This is a genomic window from Sporosarcina sp. NPDC096371 (assembly GCF_044762865.1).
In the GTDB taxonomy this organism is placed as follows: domain Bacteria; phylum Bacillota; class Bacilli; order Bacillales_A; family Planococcaceae; genus Sporosarcina.
Genome location: NZ_JBIWFE010000005.1, coordinates 1 through 20,873 on the forward strand (window position 1 = coordinate 1; position 20,873 = coordinate 20,873).

Annotated in this window: 19 protein-coding genes, 16 tRNA genes, 2 rRNA genes and 1 pseudogene; 30 read left to right on the plus strand and 8 right to left on the minus strand. The window is 42.0% G+C overall.

Going from position 1 to position 20,873, the window contains the following annotated elements; genetic code table 11:
• The 21 genes from ACIQ0H_RS13845 to ACIQ0H_RS13945 all read left to right on the plus strand — a co-directional run.
• A 23S ribosomal RNA gene (locus tag ACIQ0H_RS13845) occupies positions 1 to 145 on the plus strand; the annotation flags it as partial.
• Positions 146 to 297: 152 nt separating this feature from the next.
• A 5S ribosomal RNA gene (gene rrf / locus ACIQ0H_RS13850) occupies positions 298 to 413 on the plus strand.
• Positions 414 to 458: 45 nt separating this feature from the next.
• Positions 459 to 533 (plus strand) — tRNA-Asn (locus ACIQ0H_RS13855).
• Positions 534 to 537: 4 nt separating this feature from the next.
• Positions 538 to 629 (plus strand) — tRNA-Ser (locus ACIQ0H_RS13860).
• Positions 630 to 647: 18 nt separating this feature from the next.
• Positions 648 to 722: transfer RNA gene (locus ACIQ0H_RS13865), tRNA-Glu, on the plus strand.
• A 25-nt stretch (positions 723 to 747) separates the two neighbouring features.
• Positions 748 to 823 (plus strand) — tRNA-Val (locus ACIQ0H_RS13870).
• Positions 824 to 847: 24 nt separating this feature from the next.
• Positions 848 to 922, plus strand: a tRNA-Met gene (locus tag ACIQ0H_RS13875).
• A 3-nt stretch (positions 923 to 925) separates the two neighbouring features.
• Positions 926 to 1,001: transfer RNA gene (locus ACIQ0H_RS13880), tRNA-Asp, on the plus strand.
• Positions 1,002 to 1,028: 27 nt separating this feature from the next.
• Positions 1,029 to 1,101 (plus strand) — tRNA-Phe (locus tag ACIQ0H_RS13885).
• Positions 1,102 to 1,118: 17 nt separating this feature from the next.
• Positions 1,119 to 1,194, plus strand: a tRNA-Thr gene (locus tag ACIQ0H_RS13890).
• 13 nt (positions 1,195 to 1,207) lie between these two features.
• Positions 1,208 to 1,292 (plus strand) — tRNA-Tyr (locus tag ACIQ0H_RS13895).
• 5 nt (positions 1,293 to 1,297) lie between these two features.
• Positions 1,298 to 1,371: transfer RNA gene (locus tag ACIQ0H_RS13900), tRNA-Trp, on the plus strand.
• Positions 1,372 to 1,391: 20 nt separating this feature from the next.
• Positions 1,392 to 1,467, plus strand: a tRNA-His gene (locus tag ACIQ0H_RS13905).
• Positions 1,468 to 1,500: 33 nt separating this feature from the next.
• Positions 1,501 to 1,576 (plus strand) — tRNA-His (locus ACIQ0H_RS13910).
• An 8-nt stretch (positions 1,577 to 1,584) separates the two neighbouring features.
• Positions 1,585 to 1,656 (plus strand) — tRNA-Gln (locus tag ACIQ0H_RS13915).
• 4 nt (positions 1,657 to 1,660) lie between these two features.
• Positions 1,661 to 1,735 (plus strand) — tRNA-Gly (locus ACIQ0H_RS13920).
• A gap of 9 nt (positions 1,736 to 1,744) precedes the next feature.
• A tRNA-Cys gene (locus ACIQ0H_RS13925) sits at positions 1,745 to 1,818 on the plus strand.
• A 42-nt stretch (positions 1,819 to 1,860) separates the two neighbouring features.
• Positions 1,861 to 1,941: transfer RNA gene (locus ACIQ0H_RS13930), tRNA-Leu, on the plus strand.
• A gap of 107 nt (positions 1,942 to 2,048) precedes the next feature.
• Positions 2,049 to 2,501, plus strand: a complete 453-nt coding sequence (locus tag ACIQ0H_RS13935; protein ID WP_403415762.1) for an SRPBCC family protein — start codon at positions 2,049 to 2,051, stop codon at positions 2,499 to 2,501.
• A 106-nt stretch (positions 2,502 to 2,607) separates the two neighbouring features.
• The gene (locus ACIQ0H_RS13940) at positions 2,608 to 3,153 is read left to right on the plus strand and encodes an RNA polymerase sigma factor (protein WP_403415765.1); all 546 of its coding nucleotides are present in this window, start codon (positions 2,608 to 2,610) and stop codon (positions 3,151 to 3,153) included.
• The gene (locus ACIQ0H_RS13945; RefSeq protein WP_403415768.1) at positions 3,107 to 4,003 is read left to right on the plus strand and encodes a hypothetical protein; all 897 of its coding nucleotides are present in this window, start codon (positions 3,107 to 3,109) and stop codon (positions 4,001 to 4,003) included. Before ACIQ0H_RS13940 ends, ACIQ0H_RS13945 begins: the two co-directional genes overlap by 47 nt.
• A gap of 423 nt (positions 4,004 to 4,426) precedes the next feature.
• On the opposite strand, the gene ACIQ0H_RS13950 is transcribed toward ACIQ0H_RS13945, so the two are convergent.
• Both ACIQ0H_RS13950 and ACIQ0H_RS13955 read right to left on the minus strand, forming a co-directional pair.
• Positions 4,427 to 4,942: a hypothetical protein gene (locus ACIQ0H_RS13950; protein WP_403415771.1), complete on the minus strand. Its 516-nt coding sequence runs from the start codon at positions 4,940 to 4,942 to the stop codon at positions 4,427 to 4,429.
• 29 nt (positions 4,943 to 4,971) lie between these two features.
• On the minus strand, positions 4,972 to 5,664 hold the full coding sequence (locus ACIQ0H_RS13955) for a B3/B4 domain-containing protein (protein WP_403415773.1): 693 nt from the start codon (positions 5,662 to 5,664) through the stop codon (positions 4,972 to 4,974).
• Positions 5,665 to 5,968: 304 nt separating this feature from the next.
• Here ACIQ0H_RS13955 and queG point away from each other — a divergent pair, with 304 nt between their 5' ends.
• Both queG and trmL read left to right on the plus strand, forming a co-directional pair.
• A complete protein-coding gene (queG, locus tag ACIQ0H_RS13960; protein WP_403415776.1) occupies positions 5,969 to 7,102 on the plus strand; it encodes a tRNA epoxyqueuosine(34) reductase QueG in 1,134 nt (377 codons plus the stop codon).
• A gap of 20 nt (positions 7,103 to 7,122) precedes the next feature.
• Entirely contained in the window at positions 7,123 to 7,596 is a 474-nt protein-coding gene (trmL, locus tag ACIQ0H_RS13965; RefSeq protein WP_403415779.1) for a tRNA (uridine(34)/cytosine(34)/5-carboxymethylaminomethyluridine(34)-2'-O)-methyltransferase TrmL, read from the plus strand.
• Positions 7,597 to 7,639: 43 nt separating this feature from the next.
• On the opposite strand, the gene ACIQ0H_RS13970 is transcribed toward trmL, so the two are convergent.
• The 3 genes from ACIQ0H_RS13970 to ACIQ0H_RS13980 all read right to left on the minus strand — a co-directional run bounded on the left by ACIQ0H_RS13970 (position 7,640) and on the right by ACIQ0H_RS13980 (position 8,949).
• A complete protein-coding gene (locus ACIQ0H_RS13970; RefSeq protein ID WP_403415782.1) occupies positions 7,640 to 7,762 on the minus strand; it encodes a hypothetical protein in 123 nt (40 codons plus the stop codon).
• Positions 7,763 to 7,865: 103 nt separating this feature from the next.
• Positions 7,866 to 8,033, minus strand: coding sequence for an anti-repressor SinI family protein (locus ACIQ0H_RS13975; protein WP_403415785.1), 168 nt, complete (start codon positions 8,031 to 8,033; stop codon positions 7,866 to 7,868).
• A 595-nt stretch (positions 8,034 to 8,628) separates the two neighbouring features.
• Positions 8,629 to 8,949, minus strand: coding sequence for a helix-turn-helix domain-containing protein (locus tag ACIQ0H_RS13980; protein WP_403415788.1), 321 nt, complete (start codon positions 8,947 to 8,949; stop codon positions 8,629 to 8,631).
• A 450-nt stretch (positions 8,950 to 9,399) separates the two neighbouring features.
• Between ACIQ0H_RS13980 and ACIQ0H_RS13985 the strand changes: the two genes are divergently transcribed.
• From ACIQ0H_RS13985 to ACIQ0H_RS14005, 5 genes and pseudogenes are all read left to right on the plus strand, one after another.
• On the plus strand, positions 9,400 to 11,037 hold the full coding sequence (locus tag ACIQ0H_RS13985; RefSeq protein ID WP_403415791.1) for a M4 family metallopeptidase: 1,638 nt from the start codon (positions 9,400 to 9,402) through the stop codon (positions 11,035 to 11,037).
• A 74-nt stretch (positions 11,038 to 11,111) separates the two neighbouring features.
• A complete protein-coding gene (locus ACIQ0H_RS13990; RefSeq protein ID WP_403415793.1) occupies positions 11,112 to 11,699 on the plus strand; it encodes a TasA family protein in 588 nt (195 codons plus the stop codon).
• A 352-nt stretch (positions 11,700 to 12,051) separates the two neighbouring features.
• Positions 12,052 to 13,677 (plus strand): annotated as a pseudogene (locus ACIQ0H_RS13995) (M4 family metallopeptidase); the annotation flags it as partial.
• Positions 13,666 to 15,372 (plus strand): Xaa-Pro dipeptidyl-peptidase, encoded by a 1,707-nt coding sequence (locus tag ACIQ0H_RS14000; protein ID WP_403416512.1) that lies wholly within the window; start codon positions 13,666 to 13,668, stop codon positions 15,370 to 15,372. The pseudogene ACIQ0H_RS13995 and the gene ACIQ0H_RS14000, both read left to right, overlap by 12 nt.
• 266 nt (positions 15,373 to 15,638) lie before the next feature.
• Positions 15,639 to 16,226: a TasA family protein gene (locus tag ACIQ0H_RS14005; RefSeq protein WP_403415796.1), complete on the plus strand. Its 588-nt coding sequence runs from the start codon at positions 15,639 to 15,641 to the stop codon at positions 16,224 to 16,226.
• A 92-nt stretch (positions 16,227 to 16,318) separates the two neighbouring features.
• On the opposite strand, the gene ACIQ0H_RS14010 is transcribed toward ACIQ0H_RS14005, so the two are convergent.
• The gene (locus ACIQ0H_RS14010; RefSeq protein WP_403415799.1) at positions 16,319 to 17,620 is read right to left on the minus strand and encodes an NCS2 family permease; all 1,302 of its coding nucleotides are present in this window, start codon (positions 17,618 to 17,620) and stop codon (positions 16,319 to 16,321) included.
• Between the two features lie 156 nt (positions 17,621 to 17,776).
• Between ACIQ0H_RS14010 and ACIQ0H_RS14015 the strand changes: the two genes are divergently transcribed.
• The gene (locus ACIQ0H_RS14015) at positions 17,777 to 18,601 is read left to right on the plus strand and encodes an aldo/keto reductase (protein WP_403415802.1); all 825 of its coding nucleotides are present in this window, start codon (positions 17,777 to 17,779) and stop codon (positions 18,599 to 18,601) included.
• Between the two features lie 496 nt (positions 18,602 to 19,097).
• Entirely contained in the window at positions 19,098 to 19,460 is a 363-nt protein-coding gene (locus tag ACIQ0H_RS14020; RefSeq protein ID WP_403415804.1) for a hypothetical protein, read from the plus strand.
• Between the two features lie 75 nt (positions 19,461 to 19,535).
• Here the strand turns inward: ACIQ0H_RS14020 and ACIQ0H_RS14025 are convergent, their stop codons facing one another.
• Both ACIQ0H_RS14025 and ACIQ0H_RS14030 read right to left on the minus strand, forming a co-directional pair.
• Positions 19,536 to 20,381, minus strand: coding sequence for an RluA family pseudouridine synthase (locus tag ACIQ0H_RS14025; protein ID WP_403415807.1), 846 nt, complete (start codon positions 20,379 to 20,381; stop codon positions 19,536 to 19,538).
• Positions 20,382 to 20,410: 29 nt separating this feature from the next.
• Complete coding sequence (locus tag ACIQ0H_RS14030; protein WP_403415810.1) at positions 20,411 to 20,872, minus strand: thioredoxin family protein; 462 nt, start codon at positions 20,870 to 20,872, stop codon at positions 20,411 to 20,413.
• Position 20,873: the final 1 nt, after the last annotated feature.

The following is a 20,873-nucleotide window of genomic DNA, read 5'->3' on the forward strand; positions in this document are numbered from 1 at the left end:
CTAAGCATGAAGCCCCCCTCGAGATGAGATTTCCCATTACGCAAGTAAGTAAGTTCCCTCAAAGAAGATGAGGTTGATAGGTCTGGGGTGGAAGCACGGCGACGTGTGGAGCTGACGGATACTAATCGAACGAGGACTTAACCTAATTTAAAAAGGGCAGGTTGGTCCTGATTTATGAAACACAATGTCTCTTTTATCCAGTTTTGAGCGAACAAAACAAAATAAATTATTTTGTAAAAAAAACGCTTGCAATTACTCATAAGACCTGATATAATAATTATTGTCTTGTGAAAACAGTCTAGTGATGATGGCGAAGAGGTCACACCCGTTCCCATCCCGAACACGGAAGTTAAGCTCTTCAGCGCCGATGGTAGTTGGGGGGTTCCCCCTGCAAGAGTAGGACATCGCTGGGCTGTTATTACCAAGTAACATATTGAGTGTATGAGTTGTAACATTATTCCGCAGTAGCTCAGTGGTAGAGCAATCGGCTGTTAACCGATCGGTCGTAGGTTCGAGTCCTACCTGCGGAGCCATTTAGGAGAGCTGTCCGAGTGGCCGAAGGAGCACGATTGGAAATCGTGTAGGCGGCTAACGCTGTCTCAAGGGTTCAAATCCCTTGCTCTCCGCCAGTTAAACTTACATAGAATGGCCCCTTGGTCAAGCGGTTAAGACACCGCCCTTTCACGGCGGTAACACGGGTTCGAATCCCGTAGGGGTCACCATTTTATCTTACAGCAATTTTACCCAGGAGGATTAGCTCAGCTGGGAGAGCACCTGCCTTACAAGCAGGGGGTCGGCGGTTCGAGCCCGTCATCCTCCACCATTATTTTTTAGTAAGTAGTATTGTCGCGGGGTGGAGCAGTGGTAGCTCGTCGGGCTCATAACCCGAAGGTCGCAGGTTCAAATCCTGCCCCCGCAACCAAATGGTCCCGTGGTGTAGCGGTTAACATGCCTGCCTGTCACGCAGGAGATCGCCGGTTCGATCCCGGTCGGGACCGCCATTTTCTTTGAAAAATGAATAATTGTATGGCTCAGTAGCTCAGTCGGTAGAGCAAAGGACTGAAAATCCTTGTGTCGGCGGTTCGATTCCGTCCTGAGCCATCATTTAAATCTTATGTGCCGGTGTAGCTCAATTGGTAGAGCAACTGACTTGTAATCAGTAGGTTGAGGGTTCAAGTCCTTTCGCCGGCACCATTACACGATATTTGGTGGGGTAGCGAAGTGGCTAAACGCGGCGGACTGTAAATCCGCTCCCTCCGGGTTCGGCGGTTCGAATCCGTCCCCCACCACCATTTACAGGGGCATAGTTTAACGGTAGAATAGAGGTCTCCAAAACCTTTGATGTGGGTTCGATTCCTACTGCCCCTGCCATTTTATATTAATATATCGTGGCGGTTGTGGCGAAGTGGTTAACGCATCGGATTGTGATTCCGACATTCGAGGGTTCGATTCCCTTCAGTCGCCCCATGATTTTAATAAAAAATATAAATACTTATAGTGGCGGTCGTGGCGAAGTGGTTAACGCATCGGATTGTGATTCCGACATTCGGGGGTTCGATTCCCCTCGTCCGCCCCATTTATTTTTGGGGTATAGCCAAGCGGTAAGGCAACGGACTTTGACTCCGTCATTCGTTGGTTCGAATCCAGCTACCCCAGTTTCGCGGAAGTAGTTCAGTGGTAGAATACGACCTTGCCAAGGTCGGGGTCGCGGGTTCGAATCCCGTCTTCCGCTCCATTATTCTACGGCGGCATAGCCAAGCGGTAAGGCATGGGTCTGCAACACCCTTATCACCGGTTCGATTCCGGTTGCCGCCTCCAATATTTTTATGTATTGTAGTTCGCGAAATGAATAGTTAGTATGCCCGAGTGGTGGAATGGCAGACACGTCGCACTCAAAATGCGATGCCGCGAGGCGTGCCGGTTCAAGTCCGGCCTCGGGTATCAAGTAAAAAAGACATAACTTCGGTTATGTCTTTTTTTGTATTCAATTTTATCGAAGCTGTGAATGTGCTACAGTGAATGGGAGTACATCGAGTGGGGGAATGATTATGCCTTTAATTGAACATCACGAATTCATAGATGCTCCTATAGAGCGCTGTTTCGATCTTGCAAGAGATGTGGAGATTCATACTCAAACAACGGCAAGTACGAAAGAGAAAGCCGTTGGCGGGGTTACGACAGGTTTATTGCAGGCTGGAGATATTGTGACTTGGGAAGCTGTTCATTTTGGTATTAAGCAGAGACTTACTGCACAGGTGACAGTAATGAATAGACCTTATTGGTTTGAAGATATCATGGTGAAGGGAGCTTTTCATTCCTTTCACCATATCCATGAATTTATCGAAAAGAATAATGGGACGCTGATGATAGACTGTTTTCACTATCAATCACCTTTTGGACCAATTGGGGTTATTGCAGATAAGCTATTTTTGGAAAGCTATATGAAGAAGTTTATTGTGAACCGTGCAATGGCTTTGAAAGCGATTGCGGAAAGTATGTAAGATCATGTGATAAAACGTCCCCTTTGCTGCATAAGGGAACGTTTTTTCTTTTAGCTGTAATATCTTACACGGTGAATCGTCTAATTAATAAAGGAGGGGGGATCGTGTGACGAATCAAGCAATCGCGGAGTGGTTTCAATTATACGAAGAGGATATCACTAGTTTTCTTATTTACTATACAGGCTCACTGGACGTCGAGGATCTTGTACAAGAAACTTTTTTGATAGCTATGAAAAAGATGTCTGGTTTCAAAGGACAATCTCATCCGAAAACGTGGTTGATTTCTATTGCAAGAAATAAGGTAATCGATGACTACCGAAGAAAGAAAGTATGGGAGAAGATCAAGTACTCCATTTTTCGAGAACAAAAGCTGTCGAATGAATTGGAAGAGAGAACAATCATGAATCAGGAAGTCAGTCATTTATACAAAGCGATTCACCAACTTTCTCCTCGCTATAAAGAGGTAGTGATCCTAAGGGGCATTTTGGAGCTGACGCCTAAAGAAGTGAGTGAAGTATTGAAAGTGAATGTGAATCATGTAAATGTCTTGTTCCATCGATCTTTAACAAAGTTAAAAGACATATTAGTAAAGGAGGGGTTTGCTGATGAAGAGTATGGGAAACTTACAAGAAAATCTGAAAACCCTTCCTAAATACACATTAAATGAAAAACAGAAAGAAAAAATCACCCTAGCCTTGCAACAGGAAATTAAGCCCAGAAAGAGAGTGCAGTTTGTTAAGCCTTTCATCGCATTTGCTGTTATATGTGCGACAGTATTTGTCCTTTTTCTAGCGACTGAAAGTGGGCTAAGACAATCATTGCAACCTCAAGTTCCATTGACTTCGCAACAAGCTGAAACCTTCACCTTAGCTGATAGTAATTATGAAGTGATTGGAATTGAAGGGAAGGTGGGAATGTTAGTTCATCAGCAATTTGTCGCAGAGGATGCGCGAAGAGGGGCAAAAATGATGCTCTACTTTTGGGGGGACCCATCAGAACTTGAAGGGAAAAATTATAGAGTAGAAGCTAGCAATACTGACAATGAAAAAATTACAATGTCTGAAGGGGTTTTTAATGGTTTTCTATTTGGTGAAGATGTTCAGCAACTATTGACGAGTTTCCAACCATTTACGACAGCGGGAGAATGGCAACTCTCTTTCCTTGTAGATAATCAGTTATTTACAGAATTCTTGATTGAAGTTCTTCCTCCTTTACCAAAGACTGAACACTATACGTTGATTGATCATCCAATGGAATTAACAGTCGGAGAGGAACATGAAATTACTATTGAAAGTACTGTGGACAGCGGGAAGGAAATACAAGTGAAGTTACTCGATGGAAAAGGAAAAATTGTTTCTGAACAAGCTTTTATTCAAGATGGCACATTTATAGGAGCCACTGGGGGAAACATTTATCATTATCGTGGAAATATAAAATTACAAGAACGGAGCACTTGGACATTACTGATCGATGGTGAGAAGACAAGGCCGTTCGAAAAATGAATATAAATAAAATCGCTCCTTGCCGTCGAAACGGAAGGAGCGATTTTCATAGAGGGAGACCAGGTGATACTCAGTTTTGGGTTGTTCATGCAATGGCCTTAGTTGGTCATTGGGGATTGGTCACAAAGTAAATGGGGACTGGTTATTGGTTTGCCAGCAATTTAAATTGTTGTCCCCTCTCTATGCCTTGGAAAGGAGTCTCACCTTTCCAAGGGAATCAATTACGCCATGGCGTAATTGCGTCCAGATTTTGAATTGTGCCCGCAGGATGCGGATATGCAGTAGGGAAGGATTGAACTGCATCCTTCCTTGTTGCGACAGGACGTCGCGAATTTAGACTGCCTTCATTAACTCCCTTCAAAATCTGTGACATCCGCCGGAGGCTCTAACTTAATTCAGTACAAAAAAATTTACTGAATTAAGTTAGAAGTATTTACTATCGTCAAATGCCAAAGTGATAGAATAGTTTTTGGCGTTGATAAGGTTGGATAACTTATGCGCATCTTTTTCAGCTTGCAAAGATTTTACCCGATAGTTTTCCGGATCGAATAAGGCGACCCGATAGACGGTTGTGCTTTCTGAGTAAGCATATTGGATCTCTTCTTTTTCAGCTGTTGACAGTTCTTTATAAAAGCGTGACTTGGCACGTAATTGTGTGGCAAATTCAATTGCTTCTACAATCGCGAGTTGTTGTCCTTGGAATTCAATTGTATGATCAATATTGGCGCGATACATGAGACGGTCGAGTACACGACTATCCAGACGTACTTCGTCCAATTCAGCTTCGACGCTTTCAAGGGTACGTGGTCCTTTGATAGGGTTGTTTCCTTTTTCTACTGTCGTAAAGGCAACGCGTCTCATTTCGTCTTCAAGCTCATGGATTCGCTTTGTTAAGACACTTTTTAGTTTTACGGCTTCGGCGAGTGTAATGTTAGCCATCTGTTCATTCCCCCGATTCATTTGCTGTATTAGTTTACTATAATGGAAGTTTGTCCCTCATGCAAAACATATGAGCAGACTTCACCCCCGCTAATACTAGTGAACATATTCCCGCATGCTGTTGTAAGTGCAAGTGCCTCCGTCGCATCCATGGATGGGCGGATAAAGAAGATATGAAGCGCTTCTGTTGTTTCTTCCGTTACAGCAGTTCGTACGGAGTCGACGAATGGGCTGCCAAATGGGCTGAAGCCATCTTTCAAGAGTAAAATATTGTGTAATGAATTGAAACGACCATTCAATCCGTCGTAGCCATCTGTATCCGTCCCTGTTGAAACGTTAATATCACCGACAATCTTTTCAAAATCGTAAATGCCGGCCGGGATTACGTGTTGCAGGGAGAAAAAGGTATTTAAGTCGACAGCTGAGTGAAATGGGGTCATATAGTTTTGCTTTTTAACACGCCGCATGAGTGCTTCTGTTGAATGACGATAGCGGTTAGGATCTGCGCCAAGTGCTTTCCATACTGTGCGCCATTCTTGAATACCTGGAAAGTCCGTCACAGATTTGTCTTCAAGCTCAAAGAAAAGTTGTTCTTGGAACAGTTGTAAGCGACCTTTCAGCATTTGAGGAGATTCTGACACGGTAATTTTGGTATAATAGTTAATGCCCAATTTTATTCCGGGCATGGCTTGTAAAAGTTTCGTATCCATTTCGATATTCAATGATATCACCCTTTATATAAGATCAATTACGCCCCGGCGTAATTGCGTCCAAATTTTGAATTGCGCTTGAGGCCTACAGGATGTAGGTCATGCAGTCGTTGCGACAGGACGTCGCGAACTTAGACTGCCTTCATTAACTCCCTTCAAAATTTGTGACATCCGCCGGAGGCTGAACTTGATTTAGCAGGAGTTTGAAACCCAACTAAGTTTAATACATTTTGGCATTCATTCGGCCACTTATAGAAGTGGGGGATTTCTGCTAAAACAAGTTAATTCCATACTAGCATAAAGGAGGCGGTAGGGTGTGAATGCTGTTCAACTGCAGCAGGCCGTGAAAGACTATGCGGCTTCCATCGGCATAGATAAAATTGGTTTTACGACAGCCGCTCCGTTCCGAGAACTGAAAAATCGCTTGAAGCGCCAGCAAGAGCTTGGCTATCAGTCAGGGTTTGAAGAGAAGGACCTGGATAAGCGAACGGAACCAACACTTCTATTAGATCAAGCGGAGAGTATCATTGCGATTGCAGTTGCTTATCCGTCCAAGATGGTGAATGCACCCAAGGGCAAGAAGGGGGAGCGCCGTGGTATGTTTTGCCGCGCATCATGGGGGACGGATTACCACACAGTCTTACGTGACAAACTGAGGCTTCTTGAGGAGTTTATCGTAACAAATGTGCCTGATGCCAAGGTACGCTCAATGGTCGATACGGGGGAGCTCGCTGATCGTGCTGTTGCGGAGCGGGCGGGGATCGGTTGGTCAGCAAAAAACTGTTCCATTATTACCCCAGAATTCGGTTCTTACGTCTATTTAGGTGAAATGATTACAAACATTCCGTTTGCGCCTGATGTACCGATGGAAGATGATTGTGGCGATTGTACACTATGCCTAGACGTCTGTCCGACAGGTGCTTTGATTCAAGGCGGACAATTGAATGCACAGCGTTGTATTGCATTCCTGACACAGTCGAAAAAGCCGATCCCAGAGGAATTTCGGGCGGAGTTTGGGAACCGGGTATACGGTTGCGATACGTGTCAGACGGTCTGTCCGAAAAATAAAGGAAAGCATAATCTACATCAACATGCATTCCAGCCCGATCCAGAACTCGCGAAACCTCAATTACAGCCGATACTTAGGTTATCGAACCGCGAATTCAAAGAGAAGTTCGGGCATGTATCTGGCTCGTGGCGTGGTAAAAATCCGATTCAACGCAATGCCATTATTGCCCTTGCCCACTTTAAAGAAGAGGCAGCGGTGCCGGAATTGGTAGCGATGCTGCATCAAGATCCTCGTCCTGTTGTCAGAGGAACCATAGCATGGGCGCTGTGTCGAATAGGTACGGAGGAAGGTTATTTAGCTATTCAAGAAGCGTTGATAAAAGAGCAAGACACAGAAGTACTTGCCGAATTAAAAAAAGCAGTGGATAATTGGAAACAATAAGTTTAGGAGGCAGTGTTGAAATGGCCATACATGTTGCATTATTTGAACCGCTTATCCCAGCGAATACGGGGAACATTGCGCGAACATGCGCAGGAACAGCAACGAAGCTTCATCTTATCAAGCCGCTTGGATTCTCGACAGATGATAAAATGTTGAAGAGGGCGGGTCTTGACTATTGGGAGCATGTTGACATTACGTATCATGAAGGTATTCGTGAAATGTTCGCAGCGTATCCAAACGCAGTATTTTACTTTTTGACAAAGCATGGGGAACAGCCGCATACATCATTTAATTACTCGGATTCCACGCAGGATATATTCTTTGTCTTTGGGAAAGAGACGACTGGATTGCCTGAGGATATCATAGAAGAGAATAAAGGGCGGTGCTTGCGCATTCCGATGAATGACCATATTCGCTCGTTGAATTTATCGAATACGGCAGCGATACTGATTTACGAAGCACTGAGACAGCAAGATTATCCAGGATTGGATTGAAAAAACGGGACAGCCATAAGGCTAGTCCCGTTTTTACATTGTATTAGGTTGGCTGATGTCCGCGGCTTTTTTTAACTTTATGACGATTGCCTTTGTCTTCATAGCCACCTGTAAAGATTGCAGCTAGGAATGCTATAGACACACCTGCGATCAGAATAAGATTCATCAGATTATACCTCCTGTAAAATCAATAGTTCTTCATGTAGTATACCCTATTTTCAAATGAATTGAAATGATTGCATGGCAGAATTGTGACAGATACGGGAAAACTAATACATCGTTATATTGCACTCATCTTCAACATGCTTTTGGGTTGTAGTATCTAATGCTTTTTTTAAGTACTCTTTAATATCCGTGGGGTGCAATCCTGTTTCCAGTGCATCTAAAATTAAATCGACCCATTCAGTGTCCAATGCTTGCTGTGTAGGTTTCTCCACTCCGTTCCCCCCAAATACTCCTAGTTGTATTGAACTTGCTTCAGCAAAAGTACCAACCCCTGCCGAAAAGTGGAACCCGGACTATGTACGCCGGGGCGTAACTGATTCGATGTAGCCGTCATACAATACACGTCAATTTTAGGTCCAAAATCAGTATGTAAGAAGTGGTAGATTGAAAGTAAATAGACATGCCATATTTTAACTATATCATTAATTCCGAGTTTTGAGTTAAATTCTTCATAGTCAAATAGAGTGATTTTTTTGTTTGAGTTTCGAACGAAAACAATACGCCATTTGGCTTACTGTTTTAATTGTATAGACCTAGATTCTTCTTCTTTAACGAAAAGTATAAGTGGGGAGGAATGTTTACTTATTTGTTGCCTACGCTGGTTGATGTGAATAAAATCTAGAATCGAAGCAGTTTTATCGATGAATGATACATATGAAGTCAAAGCATGTTAAGGAATGGAAACGTATTAGCGCTGGATGTTGAAAGGCGGAGTGAAGGGGGGTATCGATACAAATCCCTATAGGCTAATTTCTTGAACGTCATTTTGTATGCGTAGAAACCCAAAGGAGCAGCAAAAGCGGATTTTTACTTATGATTCATCTTCCACTTATTGAATTCTACAAATTCCCGAAATTCTTTTTTGGAAATTCCAGAGTTCATGGCTTGCATAACAAGTTCTTCCCATTCTGAATCAATGGTTGTTTCGGCCATTTCACCATGTACCAATGTATTAACGCTTATATCCAAAACGGAAGCTAATTTTTCTATGACAGTTATGGAAGGATTGGTTTGAAGATTACGTTCAATAGAACTTAAGTATGACTTCGCTATGTTCGACTTTTCGGCAAGCTCAGAAAGCGTCATAGTTTTTTGTAACCGATATCTCTTAATTTGATCGCCAATCATTGGATCACGCACCTTTCACGACAAATTATAACATATTTTGAAGCGCTCTATTAACATTATGACATGCTTTATGCCTATTTATCATAAAATTAAGTGAATCGAGTCGATATTTCGGCAATGGGGTGAAAAAGTCCTGGTAATAGTCATCTCCGTTTTTTTTAGGCAATTTGTTGAGGTGATATAGTGAGGTCTTTTGTATTATTTTCTAGCCTTTAATATAAAAAAGAAAACTTTGAACTTTCTGTGTACAAATACAGAATACTAGTTTATAGTCGTGGTAAGTTCTTAATTAAGAACAGTATATGTCTTTAACTACAACTAGATACTAGTAACTTCGATGTTATTTGCTAGTTACTAACCCGCATATTAAAAATGAATAGAAAGGAGTAGGCTGGTACTTCGAAAAAACGTTCTGTATATTAAAAACCACATACAAGGAGGAGAAGAAAAATGAAAGTAAATAAAAAAGTAGTTTCATCTGCTTTGGCTCTATCTCTTGCTCTTGGTACACTAGGTTCGGGCGTTTCGGCCTTTTCAATCGTCGAATCTGGCGATGCTAAGGACCTTAAAATCGAGTATAATGCTGACTTTAATACTCCATCTTTTATCGTTGGAAAATGGGCTCCGACTAAAAAGGGGCTAAGTAAAAAAGACATTGCTTTTTCTTATCTGGAAAAAAACAGTGGGGAGTTTAAATTAAAAGGTGATATGAAACAACACTTTAAAGTGACAGAAGAACAGGCGGATAAACAAACAGGCACCCATCATATTAGACTTATTGAACAGTACAAGGGAATCCCAATCTATGGATCAGATTCGACAATCGCGCTAGATGAAGACAATCATGTTACCTCTTTCTTTGGACAAGTTGTACCAGACTTAGAGACTAAAAAAATCGATGTAAACACTTCGATTTCCAAAGAGCAAGCGATTCAAAACGCCAAACAAGCGATTGAACAAGACATAGGTAAAGTAGATCAGTACGACGGTGACATTGATGTGGAGCAGTTTATCTATGAATTTGAAGGGGCTTTCTACAACACGTATCTTGTAAAGGCGTCTACTATTCAACCTGAAATTGGCTTTTGGCATTACTTTGTTGATGCAGCAACCGGAGAGGTTATTGACCAGTACAATGGTGCCCATAACGTTACCGCTTTTGGGGTAGGTTTAAATGATAATAAGCAAAGGCTAGAAGTCTCAGCCGAAGGTGCGAACTTCAAACTGAATGATACGACTCGTGGGAAAGGGATCATCACATACGATCAATCTAGCGGTAAAAATGTTGATGTGACAAGCCCATCTAAATCTTTCAGAGAGGCAGCGGCTACAGACGCGCATGCATTTGCGGCGTTGACTTTTGATTATTATAAAAAGACATTCAACCGCAATTCGTATGATGATAAAGGCGCACAATTGATTTCTCAAGTCCACGTTGGTAATAAGTGGAATAATGCATCGTGGAATGGTCGGACAATGTCCTATGGTGATGGGGATGGCGTCGTATTTAAGAACTTTGCAGGTGGAGAAGATGTGATTGCACACGAGCTCACGCACGCAGTGACATCCGCTACATCTAACTTGATTTATCGAAATGAGTCGGGTGCCTTAAACGAATCCATCTCTGATATCTTTGGGGCAATGGTCGACAGAGGCGACGATGAATGGCTAGTTGGTGAAAAACTCATGATGGATCCAACAGCGGGAAATAAAGCGTTGCGTTCTATGAGTGATCCTTCTTCTATTGTAGATGCAAGAACAGACAGCGGTTATTCTCCAGACCATTGGAGCAAAAGGTATACTGGTACCTTAGATTCTGGCGGCGTTCATATTAACAGTAGTATCAATAATAAAGCCGCATATCTAATCTCCGAGGGCGGTAAGCATTACGGGGTAACCGTGAATGGTGTTGGACGTGAAGCAACAGAACAGATTTATTACCGCGCCAATACAAAATATTTAACAACTAGCTCAAACTTCGTCATGATGAGAGCGGCTGCCATTCAATCGGCTAAAGACTTATATGGTAGTAATTCTAAAGAAGTCAAAGCGGTTGAACAAGCCTATACAGCAGTTGGTGTTAACTAATCCCTAACGCATATTGAACTTGAAAAATGCAGTGTATTCATACTGCTAATAATCAGACTAGAGGGGGAACAGAGATGGGTATTAAGCAAAAACTAGGTATGGGCGTAGCAACAGCGGTATTAGGGATCTCACTAATTGGCGGGGGAACATATGCATACTTTAGTGATCAAGAAGTATCGAATAATACATTTGCAGCAGGTACTTTGGATTTAGCACTAAACCCTACAGAACTTGTTGACGTCTCTAATATTAAACCTGGTGATACTATGTTTAGAGAGTTTACATTAACAAATGGCGGAACATTGGATATCAAAAACGTGCATTTGTTAACAAACTACAAAGTAAATGATGCAAAGGGCGACAATGCTGCTGAAGACTTTGGTAAACATATCAAAGTTAAATTCATGTGGAACTGGGACAAAGAAGAAGAGCCGATTTTTGAAACTACACTACATGATCTAAAAGCAATGTCTCCAGATCTTGTTCAAGCCAATATTATGGATCCAGCTCTAGAAGGCGGGCTTAAAGCTGGAGAAACAAACGAATTATGGGTTGAGTACGAATTCGTAGATAATGGCGCTGACCAAAATGTTTTCCAAGGGGACAGCTTATCACTTGAGTGGACATTTAATGCAACACAAGGAGAAGGCGAAGAGAAATAATAGAGTACTAAGCGGGTCTTCCAGGATGAAAATCGTGGAAGGCTCTTTTTTTATTGAATCTATAGAGATCGGCATCCGGTTATTTCCAATTATAGTCTTTCAGATAAAATAGAAAACTTAGAACTTTCTATGTACAAATCTGAAATATTAGTTTATAGTCGTGTTATGTTCTCAATTAAGAACGAGCTCTATCTACTAATAGGATATGCCTTTAACTACAACTAGATACTAGTAACTTCGATGTTAATTACTAGTTACTAACCACATATAAAAAAATGATTAGAAAGGAGCAGGGGGTACTTCGAAAAAACGTTCCGTACATTATAAAACATATACAAGGAGGAGAAGGAAAATGAAAGTAAATAAAAAAGTAGTTTCATCTGCTTTAGCTCTATCCCTTGCACTAGGTACACTTGGTTCGGGCGCTTCGGCCATCGAATCTGACGATGCCAAGGACATCAAGATCGAGTATAATGCGCAATTTAATACGCCATCTTTCATCGTAGAAAAATGGGCTCCAACTAAAAAGGGGCTAAGTAAAAAAGATATTGCTTTTTCTTACTTAGAGGCAAATAGTGGAAAGTTTAAATTGAAGGGCGATATGAAACAACACTTTAAAGTGATAGAAGAACAGGCGGATAAACAAACAGGTACACACCACGTTCGAATGGTTGAGCAGTACAAGGGAATTCCAATCTATGGATCAGATTCGACAATCGCGTTAGATAAAAATAATCATGTTACCTCTTTCTTTGGACAAGTTGTACCAGATTTAGAGACTAAAAAAATTGATATGAAAGCTGCTATTTCCAAAGAGCAAGCCATTCAGCATGCCAAACAAGCAATTGAAAAAGAAATTGGGAAGGTCGACCAATACGACGGAGACATTGATGTGGAGCAGTACATCTATGAATTTGAAGGTGCTTTTTACAACACGTATCTAGTAAAGGCGTCTACGATTCAACCTGAAATCGGCTTTTGGCATTACTTTGTAGATGCAGCAACAGGAAACGTTATTGACCAGTACAATGGTGCACATAATGTTACTGCTTTTGGGATAGGTCTAAATGATAATAAGCAAAGGCTAGAGGTCACAGCTGAAGGCGCGAACTTCAAATTGAAAGATACCACTCGAGGACAAGGTATCATCACATACGATCAATCTAGCGGAAAAAATGTGGATGTGACAAGTCCATCTAAATCATTCAAAGAGGCAGCGGCTACAGACGCGCATGCATTTGCGGCACAGACTTTTGATTATTATAAAAAGACATTCAACCGTAATTCATATGATAATAAGGGTGCACAATTGATTTCCCAAGTGCATGTTGGGGACAAGTGGAATAACGCATCGTGGAATGGTCGGACAATGTCTTACGGTGATGGCGATGGCGTCGTATTTAAGAATTTTGCTGGCGGCGAAGATGTAATTGCACATGAACTCACCCACGCAGTGACATCTGCTTCATCTAACTTGATTTATCGGAATGAGTCGGGCGCATTAAACGAATCCCTCTCCGATATCTTTGGAGCAATGGTTGATAGAAGTGACGATGAATGGCTAATCGGGGAAAAACTGATGATGAATCCAGAAGTGGGCAATAAAGCATTGCGCTCTATGAGTGACCCTTCTTCTATTGTAGATGCAAGAACAGAAAGCGGCTATTCTCCAGATCATTGGAGCAAAAGATATATTGGTAACTTAGATGCTGGCGGCGTTCATATTAACAGTAGTATCAATAACAAAGCCGCGTATCTGATTTCTGAGGGGGGCACGCATTACGGTGTAAAAGTGAAAGGTGTTGGGCGTGAAGCAACAGAACAGATTTACTACCGCGCCAATACAAAATATTTAACAGCTAGCTCAAACTTCATCATGATGAGAGCTGCGGCCATTCAATCGGCTACAGACTTATATGGCAGTAATTCTAAAGAAGTTAAAGCGGTAGAACAAGCCTATAATGCTGTGGGAGTCAACGATTCCTCAACGCATATCGAACTTGAAAATGGGATGACAAAGCCTATTTACTCTACTGATGATGCGATTATTGAGGAACTGTTTGTTGAAACGGAAATAGATAGTGACCGCGACGGAAAGTTTGACCGTGTTGCCATCAAAGTGATGCGTCCTAAAACAGCACCAGGCATTAAAGTTCCAGTTATTTATGAAATCAGTCCGTATCGTGCGGGCATCTTAAATGTCCCTGTTTATGGTGTTGATCATGAACTGACGCCAGTTCCTGATACAGGTGGTAAACCATATGCAGCAGCAACAGCTGAGCCAGCTAACCTTGGATCATATGGCAACTACTATGTGCCAAGAGGCTATGCAGTGATTCTTGCTGAAAGTATTGGGTCAGGCAAGTCGACTGGCTGCGCAACTACTGGAGATTCCAATGAGACGCTAGGTGCTAAATCAGTGATTGACTGGTTGAATGGCAGAGCTAAAGCGTATACGGCCGATGGACAAGAAGTTTCATCTGATTGGTCAACTGGTAACGTGGGCATGACGGGTGTTTCTTATAATGGAACATTGCCAAATGCCGTTGCTACGACTGGCGTTGAAGGGTTAAAAACAATTGTTCCAATCGCAGCAATTAGCAGTTGGTATGATTATTACCGTGCAAACGGTGCAGTCATCGCTCCGGGCGGTTACCAAGGCGAGGATGCGGACAATATGGCCGCGGCTGTCATGACTAGAAACCAACCGGAAGTTTGTCAACCAATTGTAGATGAATTAACAGAAGGACAAGACCGGGAGACTGGCGACTACAATCAATTCTGGGAAGACCGTAACTTTGTAAAAGATGCAGAAGGTATTAAAGCAAGTGTATTTGTCATTCATGGACTGAATGACTGGAATGTGAAGACAAAACAATTCGACCAATGGTGGACAGCGCTAGAAGACAATGACGTTCCACGCAAGATGTGGCTTCACCAAGGCGGCCATGGCGGCACATCAACAAACGATTGGACAGCAACGCAAAACAAATGGTTCGATCATTGGTTATATGGCATCGACAATGGCATTATGGATGAGCCCGCAGTCGATGTGCAACGTGAAGACAAATCATGGCACAAACAATCAAGCTGGCCGGAAGTGACTGCAGTACCTGTGAAATTCCAGTTGGGCTCCGTTGCGGATAGTGCAGCAGGTATTTTGAGCAGCTCACCTCTTTCTGACGAATTTAGCGGCAAGAAAACAATTGTCGACGATGCGATGAAAAAGGCTGATCTATTAATCGCCAATCCAGAATCGAATTCTCCGAACCGTCTCGTGTATTTGACGCCGAAGCTGACGGAAAAAGTACGTATCAGTGGAACACCTACAGTGAGTTTGAAAGCGAGCATTGACCGTCCAGTTTCCAACTTGACTGCTTTGCTAGTTGACTATAGTGGTTCTAAACCGACGATTGTCACACGTGGTTGGATGGATCCACAAAATTTACAAGGTGCTGACAAATCGCAAAGGCTTGTTCCGAATGAGGAATATACATTTACGTGGGATATGCAGCCAGATGATTATGTATTCCAACCAGGTAGCCAAATTGGCCTAGTTCTTATCGCTAGTGACTACGATTATACAATCCGTCCTGCAGCTGGAACGGAAGTCACGATTATACCAACTAGCAGTGAATTCATACTGCCAATTGTTGGTGGGATTAATCAATAATGCTAGAAATGATGTAGCTTTGATAGAGTCATGAGTAAAATCCAGCAATCCGATAAGAAGGGCTGCTGGATTTTCTCTTGTAATACTATTGACCTATTTTAATTCTGAGTGAAGAAAGAATTATTTAATTTGATAGACAAATTAGACCATTTGGTTTATAGTTTAGTCATGGTGCTTAATTAAGAACAATATCACTTGATTAAGAACTAGAGTGATTGAATTGTTTGACGGTGAAAGTAATTATCAGACTAGAGGGGGAAGAAGAAATGGGTATTAAGCAAAAACTAGGTATGGGCGTAGCAACAGCGGTATTAGGGATCTCACTAATTGGCGGGGGAACATATGCATACTTTAGCGATCAAGAAGTATCGAATAATACATTTGCAGCAGGTACGTTGGATTTAACGCTAAACCCTACAGAACTTGTTAAAGTCTCTAATATTAAACCTGGTGATACTATGTTTAGAGAGTTTAAATTAACAAATGGCGGAACATTGGATATCCAAAACGTTAACTTATTAACAGATTACGCAGTAGTGGATGCCAAAAACGACAATGGTTCTGAAGACTTTGGTAAACATATCAAAGTTAAATTCTTGTGGAATTGGGACAAAGAAGAAGAGCCGATTTTTGAAACTACACTATATGATCTAAAAGCAATGTCTCCAGATCTTGTTCAAGCCAATATCATGGATCCTGCGATAAAAGGCGGTCTTAAACCCGGAGAAGTAAACGAATTATGGGTTGAGTATGCATTCGAAGATAATGGCGCTGACCAAAATGTTTTCCAAGGGGACAGCTTATCACTTGAGTGGACATTTAATGCAACGCAAGGAGAAGGCGAAGAGAAATAATACTCGATTTCTAAATACGTAAAACGTTATCTATATAATTAATTTTGAAAAAGCCAGCCATCTGTTTTAAAGATGGCTGGCTTTTTCATAGGTTAGTGCGGTAAAAAGAGTAGTTGGTATGTGAAGAGCACTGCGAAAATATAGAGAAGAATTGGAACTTGTCTCCCTTTTCCTTTCACTACTTTCAACAAGGGATACGTGATGAATCCAAGGGCGATTCCTGTTGCAATACTCGATGTGAGCGGCATTGTCAGAATAACGAGGAATGCCGGAAAAGCTTCGTCGAATGAATCCCAATCAATATGTTTGACTGTACCAATCATAAGACTCCCGACGATTATCAAAGCTGGGGCGGTGATGGCGGACACACCTGACAGTGCACTGACGAACGGGCCGAAGAACGCAGCAATGATGAATAGAATCGCAACTGTCAGCGTCGTTAAGCCGGTACGTCCCCCGACAGCAACTCCCGAGGATGATTCGATATAAGCAGAAGTAGGACTTGTCCCAAACATTGAGCCAACTGTAGCGGCCACTGAATCAGCAAGTAAGGCATGACGCGCACGTGGCAACGTATTTCCCTTCATTAAGCCTGCCTGCTTTGCGACACCGATCATCGTACCAGTTGTATCGAATAAAGTGACGATGAGGAATGCGAAGACAACGCCATACAGACCGTGTGAGATAACATCCCCAACCGCTTGAATCGGATTCCAGACAAGAATCCCTTCTGGTAAGTGCGGCATTTGCCAAGGACTACCTTCGAATTTAAGTTGTTTAGTCAAAACCGCTACAATCCCAGTTAGGATCATACCGATAAAAATCGCTCCGTAGACATTTAATGTCATCAGGATGATTGTCACAAGCAGTCCAAATAGTGCTAACAGAACAGGTGGAGAAGTTAGATCACCAAGCTGTACGAGATTCCCAGGGTGGGGAGCAACAAGTCCTGAAAGACGTAAACCGATGAAAGCTATAAATAATCCAATCCCGGCGGTAATACCTAGCTTTAAGGACTCAGGAATGGATTGTATTAGTTTTTCACGGAAAGAGGTCATAGACAAGAGGACAAATATCAGTCCTGCGACGAATACCGCAGAAAAAGCAGTCATATAATCCAGTTGCCCATCTGACGCGATGACAATGGATGTGAAATACGCATTTAACCCCATGCCTGGTGCGATGGCAATAGGATAATTAGCAAATAGTGCCATCCAAAGTGTTCCAATAACAGCTGCGATGATTGTTGCGAGGAATACTTGTTCAAATGGCACACCCGCATCTGCAAGAATAATCGGATTGACAATAACGATATAAGCCATGGTTAAAAAAGTTGTTAAACCGGCTAACACTTCAGTTTTTATAGTTGTATTATGCTCTTTTAAACGGAACATCATAAATCTCCTTTCAAAACACGAACGAAATGAAGTACATTTACAATAATATTCGTTTTTAGCTCTAAATTCAACTGTTAGTTAAATCAGTGAATTCGTCAAAATGGAACCAGAATTGTACAATGGATATAGAAGTGACGAAAGGGGAAGATTAGCATGTCAAAAGTGTTCACTGCAACAAAGGAACTTACGAATGGAATAGCGATGCCACAGCTTGGCTTAGGTGTTTATAAAATGACCGATCCACAGCAAACTTTTGAATCGATTTCATACGCCATTGATACGGGGTATCGTGCCATTGATACAGCAACCATTTATGAGAATGAAAGAGAGACTGGCGAAGCTGTGCGTCATGCTAGTGTGCCACGTAAAGAACTATTTATTACATCGAAAGTATGGAATACTGATCAAGGCTATGATGAGACCCTTCGAGCATTTGAGGCTTCGTTGGAGCGACTTGGCTTTGATTATTTAGATCTGTATTTGACACATTGGCCTGTGCCGGAAAAGTACACGGCAACCTATAAAGCGATTGAACGGTTGTATGACGAAAAGCTAATCCGTGCGATTGGTGTTTCTAATCATCATGTGCATCATTTAGAGAAGATTTTAGCGAAAGCGAATGTCGCGCCAATGGTGAACCAGATTGAACTGCACCCACGCCTTACACAGGAACCACTTCGTGCATTCTGCCAAGCTAATGGGATTGCCGTTACATCTTGGTCGCCAATTGCACGCGGACAATTGCTGGAGGAACCAACCCTACTGGAAATTGGTGAAAAATACGGCAAGACACCTGCGCAAGTCATCATTCGCTGGCATTTGCAAAATGACCTCATTGTGATTCCAAAATCAGTCACACCTGAGCGCATCAAAGAGAATTGCGAAGTGGCCGATTTTGAATTGTCATCGAGTGATATGGAATCGGTGAATGCATTGAACCGAGATGAGCGGACAGGAACAGATCCAGATTCGCTGTGAATGTAATAGATAGCTAATAAAAATAGCATGGCTGTATATTAACCATTTATTTGCTTAATATACGGGTGGGAAGGGCTTGAAAACCTTCATTTTCACTGGATTATTTCCGGCCCGCTTTCGGCGAATTAATCACGGCAGCTTTACCGAGGGGCAAGAGAGGCTAGAAATGACTTCGTCATTTCTAGCCTCTCTCCTTTTCGGTCACTCTGTTGTGATTATCCGTCTTTCTCGGTCCTACAATGTTCAAGTGAAAAATACTGTTGTTTGGAAAGGAAAGATAGAGGGCTCTCAATATAGTTATAAGTGCCCGAAGATGCAATTTCGGGCACGCTTGTACTTAGTACTATGTGTTCTTAACTTACTTTTAGCAAAGATCATGTTTCTAATTATCTAATGCCTAGTAGGGGGAGTAACACTTTCGAAATAAGGAAAGAAAAAACTAAGCAGCTATAATTATATCTTTGGGGGGACTATCATTAAACAGATTAAGTTGATTATGGTGTTGATAACTATTTTGTTTTTAACAGGATGTGGTTCTCGTGGGAATCCTACCGCGAAAGAGATTATAAAAGGAAATAGTGATGCTGATATGATACAGATAGATGAAATCATTTTCTCGAGAACGGCTAATTCATATGGCGAATCTGAGAACGGATATATTAAAGGTGGGAAAATTGGAGAAATTAAAAAGAAGTCTAAAAACACCTTATGGTATCGAAACTTTTACGCCAGTAAATTACCAAAGGGGACAGAAGTATTTTCTATAGATGAAGAATACGAAACTGGTGACAAGTTTTATGTAATCCTAGTCGACATAGATGGGGAGTTAATGGAATATCATGCTCTAATTGAGGGATAAAACTACTAAATAGTAGCCCTCAGTCATCAAAATAAAAAATGCCATGGAGACAAAAGTTCCATGGCATTTTTATAGTCATTTCAATTCGATAGTTGTCTGTTGTTCTGTAAACGGGTGGATGAAGCTTAACGTAGTGGCGGTTAATAGGTAGTGCCCGTCTGCCGTTTCGCTACCCTCGTATAATGTATCCCCTTTAACAGGATTGCCAAGATGGGAAAAGTGAACACGAATTTGATGTGTTCGCCCTGTTTCTAGCTCCGCTTCCACAATGGTTGTATCATCTTTGCGTTCAATGACCCGGAAGTGAGTAACAGCAGCTTGTCCAGACATGGAAACCAGTCGTTTTGCTGGATGATGACGATCCCGACCAATCGGAAGTTTAATGGATCCTCTAGGTCTTTTCAAGTAGCCATCTACCTCGGCCACATATTTTCTTGTGAGGTTGTTCTGTTCAATCATCCGGTCGAAGAGTGACTTCGCAATGGGATGCTTGGCGATGAGAACAACACCTGAAGTTCCTTTATCCAGACGATGGATATGCTCGGCATAGTTACCGCCATTTTTACGGACATAGGCCATGACCCGATTCATCAGTGTGCCAGTGTCAGTTGGTCCATCGGGATGGGTTGCAATCCCGGCTGGTTTGACAGCTGCCAAAAGATGTTCATCTTCGAAAAGGACGTTTAGTTCACCTTTTTCATCCGATATATACGTGGAGATGGCATCAGGAAATGTGAAGACCAATTCTGTTCCTTCGGCAAGAGGCGCACGCCAATCATCTATTGGAGTGCCAGTTGAATCGAGCACACTCTTCGCCATTCGCATCAAGTGAACGGTCTTTTTACCGCCTTGCCATTGATCCTTGAGTAACTGTTCAACCGTTAAACCGTTTTGTTGCGTTTGATAATGAAATAACGTCATTTAACTCATTCCTTCCAGCACGTTTTTCATTATTTACCTTCAAATTCTGTGAAAAATGCTCGGATATTTTCTTCAGGCTGTTGACCAGCTAAACGTGCAACTTCCTCTCCATCCTCGTAATAGACAAGCATTGGCCATGATTGGATGTCAGCAGGATGAGGGAATTCTAACATATTGTATTGTAGGACATCTACACCCATCTCTTTTGCAATTGGCATCATGACAGGTGTCATTGCCATACAGTAATGGCATTCAGGGTGGAAATAATACGCTGTTACAGGTTTACCAGATTTGATTTTTTTAGAAAGTGTTTCTGGTAGGACGATACTGTCATAGTTTTCATCGCCAATTAAATCAATTGTTGGTTGTGCAAGTTTGTCAGTGCCATACGGGTTCTCTTTTAGTTTCGCTTCATTCGATTTATTCGACAAGAAGACGATTAGGGCAAATACGACGATAATGCTTCCGCCAATGATCAATAGTTTTTTCAAG